At 73.6% G+C, this 12,264-nt stretch carries 10 protein-coding genes; 4 read left to right on the forward strand and 6 right to left on the reverse strand.

Translation table 11 applies throughout. The features are described from left to right. Nucleotides 1-114 precede the first annotated feature (114 nt). Entirely contained in the window at nt 115-2,025 is a 1,911-nt protein-coding gene (glmS, locus tag FLL47_RS18585) for a glutamine--fructose-6-phosphate transaminase (isomerizing) (RefSeq protein WP_144121792.1), read from the forward strand. Between the two features lie 139 nt (nt 2,026-2,164). Here glmS and FLL47_RS18590 read toward each other — a convergent pair whose 3' ends face one another. The 3 genes from FLL47_RS18590 to FLL47_RS18600 form a co-directional block, all read right to left on the reverse strand. Continuing rightward, nucleotides 2,165-3,916 (reverse strand): alpha/beta hydrolase, encoded by a 1,752-nt coding sequence (locus FLL47_RS18590; protein WP_144121793.1) that lies wholly within the window; start codon nt 3,914-3,916, stop codon nt 2,165-2,167. Next, nucleotides 3,913-4,239, reverse strand: a complete 327-nt coding sequence (locus FLL47_RS18595; protein WP_144121794.1) for a hypothetical protein — start codon at nt 4,237-4,239, stop codon at nt 3,913-3,915. The genes FLL47_RS18590 and FLL47_RS18595 overlap by 4 nt, the downstream gene beginning before the upstream one ends. Before the next feature lie 135 nt (nt 4,240-4,374). Next, entirely contained in the window at nt 4,375-5,985 is a 1,611-nt protein-coding gene (locus FLL47_RS18600; RefSeq protein WP_144121795.1) for an amidohydrolase, read from the reverse strand. A gap of 23 nt (nt 5,986-6,008) precedes the next feature. Between FLL47_RS18600 and FLL47_RS18605 the strand changes: the two genes are divergently transcribed. The 3 genes from FLL47_RS18605 to FLL47_RS18615 all read left to right on the forward strand — a co-directional run bounded on the left by FLL47_RS18605 (nt 6,009) and on the right by FLL47_RS18615 (nt 9,173). Next, the gene (locus tag FLL47_RS18605; protein WP_144121796.1) at nt 6,009-6,383 is read left to right on the forward strand and encodes a holo-ACP synthase; all 375 of its coding nucleotides are present in this window, start codon (nt 6,009-6,011) and stop codon (nt 6,381-6,383) included. 199 nt (nt 6,384-6,582) lie between these two features. Then, on the forward strand, nt 6,583-8,058 hold the full coding sequence (locus FLL47_RS18610; RefSeq protein WP_144121797.1) for an NAD(P)H-hydrate dehydratase: 1,476 nt from the start codon (nt 6,583-6,585) through the stop codon (nt 8,056-8,058). Nucleotides 8,059-8,270: 212 nt separating this feature from the next. Further along, nucleotides 8,271-9,173 carry an endonuclease domain-containing protein gene (locus FLL47_RS18615; protein WP_144121798.1) on the forward strand — a complete coding sequence of 301 codons (903 nt, stop codon included), beginning with the start codon at nt 8,271-8,273 and terminating at the stop codon, nt 9,171-9,173. A 149-nt stretch (nt 9,174-9,322) separates the two neighbouring features. On the opposite strand, the gene tsaE is transcribed toward FLL47_RS18615, so the two are convergent. The 3 genes from tsaE to alr all read right to left on the reverse strand — a co-directional run bounded on the left by tsaE (nt 9,323) and on the right by alr (nt 12,151). Next, nucleotides 9,323-9,814 carry a tRNA (adenosine(37)-N6)-threonylcarbamoyltransferase complex ATPase subunit type 1 TsaE gene (gene tsaE, locus FLL47_RS18620; protein WP_144121799.1) on the reverse strand — a complete coding sequence of 164 codons (492 nt, stop codon included), beginning with the start codon at nt 9,812-9,814 and terminating at the stop codon, nt 9,323-9,325. After that, complete coding sequence (locus FLL47_RS18625; protein ID WP_144121800.1) at nt 9,811-10,953, reverse strand: alpha/beta fold hydrolase; 1,143 nt, start codon at nt 10,951-10,953, stop codon at nt 9,811-9,813. The genes tsaE and FLL47_RS18625 overlap by 4 nt, the downstream gene beginning before the upstream one ends. Before the next feature lie 61 nt (nt 10,954-11,014). Then, complete coding sequence (gene alr, locus FLL47_RS18630) at nt 11,015-12,151, reverse strand: alanine racemase (protein ID WP_144121801.1); 1,137 nt, start codon at nt 12,149-12,151, stop codon at nt 11,015-11,017. Nucleotides 12,152-12,264: the final 113 nt, after the last annotated feature.

The following is a 12,264-nucleotide window of genomic DNA, read 5'->3' on the forward strand; positions in this document are numbered from 1 at the left end:
AATCCGTCACTTATCGGGCAGGCCGAGGTCCGTCCAGGTTGCAATCAAATCCGGTGCTTGATTGACCGGGTTCCGAACATGCAATGTGAGCGAAACTCCGCTAAGGTAACGGGCATGTGCGGGATCGTGGGATACGTGGGCGGCCAGCAGGCGCTCGGTGTGGTGTTGGACGGGCTGCGGCGACTGGAATACCGGGGTTACGACTCCGCCGGCGTCGCCGTGCTGGCGGACAGCCGGCTGCTGCTGGCCAAGAAGGCCGGCAAGCTGTCGAATCTGGAGAAGATGCTGGCCGAGGCCGCCGAGGCGGACCTGCGCGCGGGGACCACGGGCATCGGTCACACCCGCTGGGCCACCCACGGCGGTCCCACCGATCGCAACGCGCACCCGCATCTGTCGGCCGACGGCCGCGTCGCGGTGATCCACAACGGCATTATCGAGAACTTCGCGAAGCTGCGGGCCGAATTGCAGGCCGAAGGCATCGAGTTCGCCAGCGACACCGACACCGAGTGCGTCGCGCACCTGCTGGCCAGCGAGCTGGCCGGGATCGCCGGCAGCCCGCAGGCGCTCGCCGACGCGATGCGCCGGGTCTGCGGCCGCCTGGAGGGCGCGTTCACCCTGCTGGCCGTCGACGCGCAGGCGCCCGGCGCCGTGGTCGGCGCGCGCCGCAACTCCCCGCTCGTGGTGGGTCGCGGCAACGGCGAGAACTTCATGGCCAGCGACGTCAGCGCGTTCATCGAGCACACCCGGGAAGCGATCGAGCTGGGCCAGGACCAGGTCGTGCTGATCACCGCCGACACGATCGAGATCACCGACTTCGCGGGCAACCCCGCCGAGGGCCTCGACTACCACGTGGACTGGGACGCGCGGGCCGCCGAGAAGGACGGCCACGCCTGGTTCATGCTCAAGGAGATCGCCGAGCAGCCCCAGGCCGTGGCCGACACGCTGCGCGGCCGCATCGGCGAGACCGGCGAGATCATGCTCGACGAGGTCCGGCTCACCGACCAGGACCTGCGCGACGTGGACAAGGTCTTCATCGTCTCCTGCGGCACCTCCTACCACGCCGGCCTGGTCGCCAAGTACGCGATCGAGCACTGGACCCGGATCCCGTGCGAGGTCGAGCTGGCCAGCGAGTTCCGCTACCGCGACCCGGTGCTCGACCGCTCCACGCTGGTCGTGGTCATCTCGCAGTCCGGCGAGACCATGGACACCCTGATGGCGCTGCGGCACGCCAAGGAGCAGAAGGCCCGGGTGCTGGCCATCTGCAACACCAACGGCTCCACCATCCCGCGCGAGTCCGACGCCGTGCTCTACACCCACGGCGGCCCGGAGATCGCGGTCGCCTCGACCAAGGCGTTCCTGACCCAGCTCGCCGCCTGCTTCCTGGTCGGCCTGCACCTGGCCCAGGTGCGCGGCGTGAAGTACGCCGACGAGGTGGCCGCGGTCGTCGCACAGCTGCAGGAGATGCCCGCGAAGATCGAGAAGGTGCTGGCCGGCATGGACCCGGTCCGCGAGCTGGGCCGTGAGCTGGCCGACAACAAGGCGTCCACGGTGCTGTTCATCGGCCGTCACGTCGGCTACCCGGTGGCGCTGGAGGGCGCGCTCAAGCTCAAGGAGCTGGCGTACATGCACGCCGAGGGCTTCGCCGCGGGCGAGCTCAAGCACGGCCCGATCGCGCTGATCGCCGGGCCCGCCGACGACGAGTCCGGCAACCCGGTCGGCCACGGCACGCCCGTGATCTGCATCGTGCCCTCGCCGGCCGGTCGCGGCCTGCTGCACGACAAGATCGTCAGCAACATCCAGGAGGTGCGGGCCCGTGGCGCCCACACCATCGTCATCGCCGAGGAGGGCGACGACGCGGTGATCCCGTACGCCGACGTGCTGGTGCGGGTGCCGCGCACGCCCACGCTGCTGGCCCCGTTCGTGACCACGGTGCCGTTGCAGGTGCTCGCCGCGGCGATCGCCGACGCCCGCGGACACGACGTCGACCAGCCCCGCAACCTGGCCAAGTCCGTCACGGTCGAGTAGCCACGAGCTGTCCCGGCCCCGGCGGCCTGCCTGTCACGGCAGCCGTCGGGGCCGGTCCATGTCCGCCTGACCCGGCAGTCCTGCCGCTGTCCGTGTGCACCCGTCACGGCGGCACGCAGGGGCGTCCGGCGCTCACCTGTCAGGGCAGAGGGCCGGTGCCGGTGCCGTGCTCGCCGGTCACGACCTGGGCCAGGCTCTGCAGAGCCGGGTTGTTCTCGTCGAAGTAGCGGCCGTGCGCGTCGAACGGGTCGGTGCCCGCATTCGACGCGAACACCCGCGCGCCGAACTGCTCCGACGACGGGTCGACGCCGTGCCACAGGTCGGCGTTGCCGCGTACCACCGCGTCCGTGGCCGAACCCGCGAAGATGAACGCGGGCCCGCCCAGCGCGTCGAGCGCCAGCTCGCCCGTCGAGGACGCGTACAGCACGATGTCGTTGCGGGCCGTGGACGCCCACACGTGCCCGGGGCGCCCGAGGTCGGCCGCGCTCTCCACGCCCATGCCGGGGCTGCCCAGGGCGACGATCTCGTCGGCGACGACGGTGCCGTCCCGTTCGGCCACTCCCACCGCGAGGCTGCCGTAGGAGTGGCCGATCAGGCTCAGCCGTGCGGGATCGCCCTCGTGCGCGGCGGACAGCCCGGCCTGGAACGAGCTGAGGTCGCCGCGAGCGGCCAGCGCGGCGCGCTCGCTCATCGCGTCGATGCCGTCCGGCGGGTCGTAGCCCAGCCACATCACGGTCGCCGTGGTGGCGTCCGGGGCCACGGCCGAGGCACGCGCCTGCAGTGCCGCGGCCCGGTCCACCTCACCGGCGAACCGGTCCAGCGAGGTGCCCACGCCCGGCACGTACGTGGCCACGTTGTCGCTGCCGTCGGGGTCGCCGAAGGCCACCACCACCCGGCCGTCCCCGCTCGGGTCCAGCCGCAGCAGGTAGGTCCGGACCGGAGCCTGGTCGAGCCGCTCGGCGAGACCGGTCAGCGCGGTCAACCGATGCTGCGCGCCCGGTTCCGGCGGGTGGGCCGCGACGGCGTCGCGCAGCCGGTCCAGCTCCCGGTCGAGCAGCTCCCGGTTGGCGCGGTCGCGCACCGCGGCGGGCACCCCGTCGAGCCGGCCCAGCTCCTCGGGCCGCATGGCCACCAGCCAGGCGCGCTCGGCCTCGGTCAGCCCGGCCCACCAGCGGGACACGTCCGCCGGCGTGCCGCCCGCGGGCAGCGACACCGGTGTGCCGGACCACGCCTGCCCGGCCGCCTTGGCCAGCGCGGTGAGGCGGCGGGCGGTCTCCTCGTCGCTCGCCCGTGCCTCCCGCACCACCGCGTCGATCTCGGCGGAGACCCGCACCGCCAGCGCCACCTCGGATGCTCCGGGCGCTCGGCCCGACGTCGGGACCGGGCTCGCCCCGCCACGCGGCGAAGCGGCATCACGCCCGGCGAACTCCGCCGGAACGTAGCCTCTGCCGCCCGGGACCTGCCCCGGGCTCTCCGGGGCGGCGCCCCGACCGCCGGACGTTTCCGGCGGACCGCCCCGCGGCATGTCCGGCACGACGACGCTCACCTGCCCGTCCCCGGACACCTGCACGGCGGTGCCGCGCACCGAGGACAGCGCCTCGGCCAGCCGCCGCTGCAGCAGCCGGATCCGCTCGGCGTGCCGCCACAGCAACTGGTCGACCTCGAGCAACGCCGGGGGAGCGGTGGCGATCCGCCGGGCCAGGGCCGCCCCGGACTCGCGGGCCGCGACGGCGGCGGTGCCGCCGTGCCAGGCCTGCTCCTGCCGGGCGAGCTGTCGCCCAAGGTCGTCGTGATGGTCGTCGAGTTCCCGGCTCAGCCGCCGCCAGGCGGCGGCGCTGTCGACCCAGCGCGCGGGATCGGCGGCCAGTAGCAGCGCGTACGAGACGGTCATCGGCGCGCACCCGCCGCGGCGATCTTGCGGGCCAGCCCGGAGTCGCGATCGGCATAGCTCAACCCGGCCACGCACAGCCGCTCCCCGAAGGCGGTCAGGTCGTCGGAGAAGGTGGCCAGGTAGGCACCCACCTCGTGGGCCAGCCCGACCTGCGCCCCGCTCACGGCCCAGCCCGACGGCCCGCTGGTGAGGCTGGTGGCGTGCGGCACCTCGCCCGCCACCGCCTCGGCCAGCCGGGCCAGCCCGCCACCCAGTCTGATCAGCTCGTCCGGCTCGACGTGCACCGGCTCGGGCACTGTTCCGGAAGGGTTCTCGGCATCCATACCCGCGATGCTTCCCGTCCCGCGGCGACCGCGGCCAGCCCTGTGGATAACTCGGAGCCCGGTTGCCCACAGGTTGTCCACAGCCCTTGTCCACAGGTGACGGCGCTGGTAGGGAGCCTGTGGACAACTGCCGGGTCAGCCGCCGTGAACCAGCCGGCCGGCCACCCAGGTCAGTTCGGCGTGCGCGCCCCCGATCTCCGACGGCGGCCCGGCGAACGGATCCCGGTCGAGCACGGTCAGGTCCGCCCGAAGGCCCGGCGCGATCCGCCCCGAGTCGTCGAAGTGGTTCACGTACGCCGAACCGGCCGTGTACGCCGCCAGCGCCGAGTCCAGGGAGATCGCCTGCTCGGGGCCGAGCGGCGGCTCGTCGAACCGGTAGCCGACCCGGTTCACGGCCACGTGGATCGCGCGCATCGGGTCGGGGTCGGACACCGGCCAGTCGCTGCCCGCGGCCAGCCGGCCGCCGCCGCGCTGCACCCCGCCGAACGGATACTGCCAGGTCGTGCGCTCCGCCCCCAGGAACGGGATGGTCAGCTCGTCCATCGCGGGTTCGTGCACGGCCCACAGCGCCTGCATGGTGACGGTCAACCCGAGCTCGGCGAACCGGGGCACATCGGCGGGGTGCACCACTTGGACGTGGGCCACATGGTGGCGCAGCGGCGAGCCGGCGACCGGCCGCACCGCGTCCAGCACCTCGCGGGTGGCGCGGTCGCCGATGGCGTGGAAGTGGACCTGGAAACCGGCCGCGTCCAGCGCCGGCACCACCTCGATCAGGTGGGCCGGGTCGACCCGGGAGAAGCCGCGGCGGTCGGTGGCGCAGCCGCAGCCGTCGAGGTACGGCTCGAGCATCGCGGCGGTGAAGTTCTCCGCCACCCCGTCCTGCATGATCTTCACGGTCTCGGCACGGAAGTTCGGCCCGCCCGCGCTGCGTGCCCGCTCCCGGCGTGCCCGCAGCTCGTCGAGCTGCTCCAGGCCGCGCGAGGGCTCCCACCACAGCGCGCCGCGCACCCGTGCGGTGAGCAGCCCCTCGGCGTCGGCGGCCAGGTAGGCCTCGAACGCGTCCGGCCAGCCGCCGTAGTCGCCCAGGATGGCGTCCTGCCAGGCGGTCACCCCCAGCGCGTGCAGCCGTGACTGGGCCAGCAGCAGGGCCTGGCGGATCTCGGCCGCGTCCGGCCGCGGCGCCACCTCGCCGACCAGCTCCATCGCGCTCTCGTGCAGTACCCCGGTGGGCTCGCCGTGGGCGTCGCGTTCGATCCGGCCGCCCTCCGGGTCGGGCGTGTGCCGGTCGATCCCGGCCAGCGCCAGCGCGCGGGAGTTGCACCAGGCGCTGTGCGCGTCGCTCACCGCGAGGTAGACCGGGCGGTCCGGGACCACCCGGTCGAGCATGGCCCGGTCCGGCTGGCCGCCGCCGAAGGCGTCGTACGACCAGCCCGCACCCATCACCCAGGCACGGTCGGGATGGGCCTGGGCGTACCGCGCGACCTCGCCCAGGTAGGCCGCCGCGTCGTGCTGCTCGGTCAGCTTGCAGCGCAGCAGGTTCAGCCCGGCGAAGACCGGGTGCACGTGCGCGTCCTGGAAGCCCGGCAGCAGCAGCCGTCCGGCCAGATCCACCACCTCGGTACGCTCCGTGACCAGCTCTTTCACCGCGTCGTCGGGGCCGACGGCGACGATCACGCCGCGATCCACCGCCACGGCGGTCGCGCCCGGCGACCCGTACACGTTCCCGGAGCGAAGTACCAGATCCACACCTGAGACCTTAAGGTCAACACGTGATTGTCTCGGTGGGCAACGACGTCGTCCTGGTCGACCGCTTCGCACAGGCGCTGCGGCGCACCCCGAATCTGACCGAGCGCCTGTTCACCGAGGCCGAGCGCACCACCCGCAGCGGCAACCCGCGCTCGCCGGAGTCGCTGGCGGCCCGGTTCGCGGCCAAGGAGGCCGTCGCCAAGGCACTCGGGGCGCCGGCCGGTATGCAGTGGCACGACTGCGAGATCGTCGTCGACGCCGACGGCCGCCCCTGGCTGACCGTCTCGGGCACCGTGGCCGCGGTCGCCGCCGAGCGCGGCGTCGAGCGCTGGCACCTGTCCCTGTCGCACGACGGCGGCATCGCCTCCGCCGTGGTCATCGCCGAGGCGGGACTGTGAGCGCGGCAGGCAGGCCGGGCATGTTCGAGCAGGCCGACCCGTCGACGCGCGCCGAGGCGGTCCCGGCAGGCATGCCGCCGGCCGACTGGGCGGCCCGCGCCAGGAACGGCTTCGCCGGGCCGTTCGTCCCGGGTTCGGGCCCGGCCGGACGGCGCGCCGGGCGACACTCAGGCGCAGACGAGCGGAACGGAGTCCCCGCATGAGGTCGGTCTACCGGGTGGCGCAGGTGCGGGCCGCCGAGTCCGCGCTGATGGCGACGCTGCCCGCGGGCACGCTGATGCAGCGCGCGGCCGCGGGGCTCGCCCGCCGCTGCGCGGTCACCCTGCGCGGGCTCGGCGGGGTGTACGCCTCCCGGGTCGTGCTCCTGGTCGGCCCCGGCGACAACGGCGGCGACGCGCTGCACGCGGGAGCGCTGCTGGCGCGGCAGGGCGTCCAGGTCGGCGCGCTGCTGAGCGATCCGGACCGCGCACACGCCGAGGGCCTGGCCGCGCTGCGCGGCGCGGGCGGCCGGGTGCTGGCCGGCTGGCCGAAACAGCTCGACCTGGTCGTCGACGGGCTGCTCGGCATCGGCGCGACCGGCGCGCTGCGCGGCACCGCGCTGACCCTCGCCGAGCAGCTCGCCGAGCTGGCCCCGCGCCCGCCCGTGATCGCGGTGGACGTGCCGTCCGGGGTCGCCGTGGACACCGGTGACGTGCCCGGCACCGCGATCCGTGCCGACGTCACCGTCGCCTTCGGCTGCCTCAAGCCCGCGCACGTGGTCGGACCGGCCGCGGTGCTGGCCGGGCAGGTGGAACTCGTCGACATCGGGCTGGTTCCGTACCTGATCGGCGACCCGGCGCTGCGCGTCGCCGACACCGCAGACATCGCCGGCTGGTGGCCGCACCCCGGCCCGATCTCGGACAAGTACACCCGCGGCGTCGTCGGGGTGGCGACCGGTTCGGCGGGTTATCCCGGTGCCGCCCTGCTCTCCCTGTCCGGGGCGCTGGCCGGACCCGCCGGGCTGGTCCGTTATGCCGGTTCGGCGCACGAGATCGTGGTGCCCGCGCACCCCAGCGTCATCGCCGCGCCGCGCGTCGCCGAGGCGGGCCGGGTGCAGGCCTGGGTCTGCGGCAGCGGCCTCGGCACCGACGAGCGGGCCGCGGCCGAGGTGCGGGGCGTGCTGGCCGCGCCGGTGCCCGCCCTGCTCGACGCGGACGCGATAACCCTGCTCGTCGACGGCTCGATGGCCGGCGAACTGCGCAGCCGTGACGCGCCGACGGTGCTGACCCCGCACGATCGGGAGTACGCCCGGCTCGCCGGAGCCGACCCCGGCGAGGACCGGGTCGCCGCCGCCCAGAAGCTGGCCTCGTGGACCCGCTCGGTGGTGCTGCTCAAGGGCGACCGCACCGTCGTGGCCGGACCGTCCGGCGAGGCCTGGGTCAACCCGACCGGTACGCCCGCGCTGGCCACCGGCGGCACCGGCGACGTGCTGTCCGGCCTGCTCGGCTCCCTGCTCGCGGCGGGGCTGCCCGCGATCCGCGCGGCGGTCACGGCGGCCTACGTACACGGGCTCGCCGGTCGCATCGCCGCCGAATCCGGCCCGGTCACCGCCGTCGACGTAGCAGCGTCCTTACGCGCCGCGGTCGCCTCCCTCACCCGCACCCCCACCGGCACCGCCCCCGTCCGCCCCACCTGACCCCCGTCCGCCCCACCTGACCCGCGACCAGGCCCGCCACGCCCCGCAGCCCTGCCCGCGGCCGACCGCGCCCGCCGGGCGGTACTGCAGTTTCGGGGAAACTGCAGTAATCCAGGCGGGAGTTCGTGCAGTTTCCCCGAAACTGCGACCGCGAGGTGGGTTATCCACAGGGGGTGGAGCGGGGTTCGGGGTTTTGGGGCAGGGTGTGCGGGGTGTCTCGGATTCCGCGGCGGCCGCGCCAGCTCGTCAACAGGATCTTCTCGGCGCAGGAGGCGGTTGAGCGGGGTGTCGTCACGCTCGGCGAGCTGCGCAGCGCCGCGTGGCGTCCGGTCTTCCGCGGTGTGTATGCCGACGCCCAGATGGCCGTTTCCCACATGGCTCGATGCGAGGCCGCCACTCGGTGGCTCCTGCCCGCGGTGGCCGCCGTCGCCGGGCGGTCCGCAGCTGCGTACTACGGCGGGCCGATGCTCCATGAGAACGACCCGGTCGAGGTGATCACGCCACCCGCCTGCCGATTCGGGCCGGTACGAGGCCTCCACGTGCACACGACCGAGATCGACTCTGCCGAGCTGGCGACACATGGCGGGCTACGCGTCACTTCGCCGTTGCGTACCTGCTGGGACCTGGCGCAGTGGTGCGACCTCGACGAAGCCGTCGCACTCATCGACTCGCTGCTCGGCAAGGGCGTGGTCAAACAGGCGGAGCTGGAACGGTATGCGCTGGGCCGCACCGGGCGGCGGGGCGGGAAGCGCTTCGTCCGCGCGGTCGGCCTCGCCGATCCGGGTGCCGAGTCGCCACCGGAGTCCCGGACCCGGGTCGCCCTGGTGCTGGCAGGAATGCCACGACCGGTCACGCAGCACGTAGTCGAAGACCATGGCCGCTTCGTCGCACGCGTCGATCTGGCCTGGCCGGAGTACCGCGTCGCAGTCGAATACGACGGTGTCTGGCATGCGGAAGCGAGGCAGTTCCACCGCGACCGGCAGCGACTCAACCGCCTGGTCGGCCAGGACTGGATCGTCCTGCACCTGACCGCGCAGCGCCTGCGTGACGACCTCGACGGCTTCACCGCCGAGGTCCGTGCGGCTCTCCGCACCCGCGGCTGGCGCGCCCGCTGACCCGGCACCCCCGGGTGTCCTTGCACTTTCAGGGAAAGTGCAGCTACCAGCCGCTGGATTCGTGCAGTTTCCCCGAAACTGCAGCCGGAGCCCAGCGCCCCGCGCCCCACGCCCAGCGCCCCGCGGCGGAGCGCGGGCGTCATGCGGGGTCAGGCGTGTTCGGCGGCGGCTTCCGACAGGGTTGCGACGCGGTCGGTCCAGTCGCCGGCGTGGGCGATCAGCTCGATCACGCGGGCTTCGTCGTCGCGGCGGTCGATGCGGACTTCGAGGTAGGCGTCAGCGAGCTGCTCGACCATGCCCTCGCCCCACTCGACCAGCGTCACCGAGTCCTCGACGGAGGCATCCAGGTCCAGGTCGTCGACCTGCGCGCGGGGGTCGGTGACGTTGCCCAGCCGGTACGCGTCCACGTGCACCATCGGCACCGTGCCGCCCGCGGCCCGGTCCGGGCGGTGCACCCGGGCGATGACGAACGTCGGCGACGTGACGTCGCCGAGCACCCGCAGCCCGCGCCCGACACCCTGGGCCAGCGCGGTCTTGCCGGCTCCCAGCGGCCCGGACAGCACGACGAGGTCACCGGGTCGCAGTACGGCGGCCAGCCGTACGCCGAAGTCGCGGGTGTCGTCGACGGTCTTGAGGATCATAGAAGCTCCAGCTCGTCCAGGAAGGTGATGAGCGCCTGGTTGACCTCGTCGGCGTGCTCCAGCATCACCACGTGGCCGCTGTCGGGGATCAGCACCAGCTTCGCGTGCGGCAGCAGCCGGCAGATCTCCTCGGAGTGGGACACCGGGGTGATCAGGTCGGCGTCGCCGACGACGACCATGACGGGCACCTGGTTGAGGGCGCGCAGGGCCGGGTAGCGGGCGTGGCTGTTGATGGTGCGCAGGTAGCGGGCGACGGTTTCGGTGGTGGTGCGGGAGTTCATCTGCTCCACGTACGACACGAGCGCGGCGCTGGGCGTGTCGCCGCCGAAGCCGTACCGCCGGGTCAGCAGCCAGGCGAGGTCGGTGCTGGCCTGCCGGGCCTTGTCGATCATCGGGCCGGTGAACCGGGCCGCGCCGGTGAGCAGGGCGAGCAGCGGGCCGCTGGTGCGGTTGAGGATGTCGGGCAGGTTGCCGTAGCTGACGCCGTCGAGCTGGCCGCCGGAGGTGGCGATGAGCACGGCGCCGGCGACCCGGTCGGCGAACAGGTCGGGGTGCTGCTCGGCGCAGGCCATGATGGCCATGCCGCCCATCGAGTGGCCGACCAGCACGATCGGGCCGACCGGGGTGGTGGCCTTGATGACGTCGTAGAGGGCGTCGCCGAGCGCGGGCAGCTCGTATTCGCCCTCGGTCAGCGCGCTGGACAAGCCGTGGCCGGGCTGGTCGTAGAAGACCATGCGGTGCTCGCCGAGGGCGTCGAGGGCCTTGCGCTGGAAGTGGTAGGTGCCCTGGTCGAGGCAGAACCCGTGGACGAAGATGATGGTCGGCTCGGGCGGGCCGGGCTTGCCGAACTCGACCGTGATCCCGTCCACCGGTTCGACGATCTCCACGTGCAGCTGTACGCCGTCGTCGGTGGTGACGGTCAGCGTTTCGTCGTAGGGCAGGCGGCCGAAGGGCTCGTCGGCGAACGGGTCGGTGTCCTGGCGGCGGGTGCGCTTGACGACCAGGCGCTCGACGGCGACACCCGCCGCGACACCGGCCGCCGCGACACCGATGACCGCGCCGATCAGCCCGGCCTTGCGGCGGGTGGCCGCCGGTTTGTCCTTGGCTGCGGTCTTGTCCTCAGTCGCCGCGTCGCTCATGAGATCACCCCGCCGATGTGCCTGCCGTGCCCGGCCGGGTGCGGCCGTGGATGACGCTCGCTCACGCGGCATCACCGCGGTAGACCCGCGGCACCCGGGTGCTGCCGAAGCGCGTCACGATCTCGTAGTTGATGGTGCCGACGGCCTCGGCCCAGTCGTCGGCGGTGGGTTCGCCGTCGTCACCGGGCCCGAACAGCACCACCTCGTCGCCCTCGGCGACCTCGGCGTCGCCGACGTCGACCACGAACTGGTCCATGCAGACCCGCCCGGCGATGGTGTACCGGGCGCCGTTGAGCAGCACCGGCCCGATGTTGGAGGCGTGCCGGGGCACCCCGTCGCCGTAGCCGAGCGGTACCAGCGCCACGGTCGACGCCCGCTGCGTGACGTACGTGTGCCCGTAGGAGACGCCCTGGCCGGCGGGGACGCGCTTGGTCAGCAGCACCCGGGCGTGGGCGGTCATCGCCGGGCGCAGCGAGGCGCGCGCGGCGGGGTCGTCCAGCGGGGACAGGCCGTACGTGGCGATGCCGGGGCGGACCAGGTCGAAGTGGGTGTCGGGCCGGGTGAGCGTCGCCGCGGAGTTGGCCATGTGGCGCAGCTGCGGCTCGACGCCGAGGCGCTTGGCGACGTCGAGGGCGTCGGTGAAGCCGGCCAGCTGGCGGTCGACGGTCTCGTGGCCCGGTGCGTCGGCGCAGGCGAAGTGGCTCCACACGCCGATGACCTCGACGTATCCGTCGGCCTGGGCCTTGCCCGCGGTCTCGACGAGCTGCGGCCACTCCGGCGCGGCCGCGCCGCTGCGGGAGAGCCCGGTGTCGATCTTGAGGTGGATCCGGGCGGCCCGGCCGGCCTCGCGCGCGCCGGCGGTCACCGCCACGAGCTGCGACAGGCTCGCGACACTGAGGTCCACGTCACGCCCTATAGCTCGGCCGACCGGCTGGCCGGGCAGCCACAACCAGGCCAGCACCGGCGTGGTCAGGCCCGCGTCGCGCAGCCCGAACGCCTCGTCCAGGGTGCAGACGCCGAGCCAGGTCGCGCCGCCGGACAGCGCGGCCCGCGCCGAGGCGACCATGCCGTGCCCGTATCCGTCGGCCTTGACCACGGCCATCACCTCGGCGGGCGTGCTCGACCGCAGTGTGCGCACGTTGGCACGGATCGCGTCGAGGTCCACCACGACCTGGGACTGAGCGTCGGCCTGCCACATGAGTCCCAGCCTACCCAGCAGTACGCCGTGGATCTCCGAGGGCCGCGCCCGGTCCCACGTGGTGCCGCGGGGCAGGCGCGTTCCGCGGCAGCGGAAGTCGATCAGGAAGTCGA

The sequence above is a fragment of the Catellatospora sichuanensis genome (genome assembly GCF_007483665.1).
Taxonomy (GTDB): Bacteria; Actinomycetota; Actinomycetes; order Mycobacteriales; family Micromonosporaceae; genus Catellatospora; species Catellatospora sichuanensis.

Excerpts from the sequence above, each read along its gene's own strand:
- glmS (WP_144121792.1), top strand. The coding sequence starts at position 115 with ATGTGCGGGATCGTGGGATACGTGGGCGGCCAGCAGGCGCTCGGTGTG.
- FLL47_RS18590 (WP_144121793.1), bottom strand. The coding sequence starts at position 3,916 with ATGACCGTCTCGTACGCGCTGCTACTGGCCGCCGATCCCGCGCGCTGG.
- FLL47_RS18595 (WP_144121794.1), bottom strand. The coding sequence starts at position 4,239 with ATGGATGCCGAGAACCCTTCCGGAACAGTGCCCGAGCCGGTGCACGTC.
- FLL47_RS18610 (WP_144121797.1), top strand. The coding sequence starts at position 6,583 with ATGAGGTCGGTCTACCGGGTGGCGCAGGTGCGGGCCGCCGAGTCCGCG.
- tsaE (WP_144121799.1), bottom strand. The coding sequence starts at position 9,814 with ATGATCCTCAAGACCGTCGACGACACCCGCGACTTCGGCGTACGGCTG.
- FLL47_RS18625 (WP_144121800.1), bottom strand. The coding sequence starts at position 10,953 with ATGAGCGACGCGGCGACTGAGGACAAGACCGCAGCCAAGGACAAACCG.
- alr (WP_144121801.1), bottom strand. The coding sequence starts at position 12,151 with ATGTGGCAGGCCGACGCTCAGTCCCAGGTCGTGGTGGACCTCGACGCG.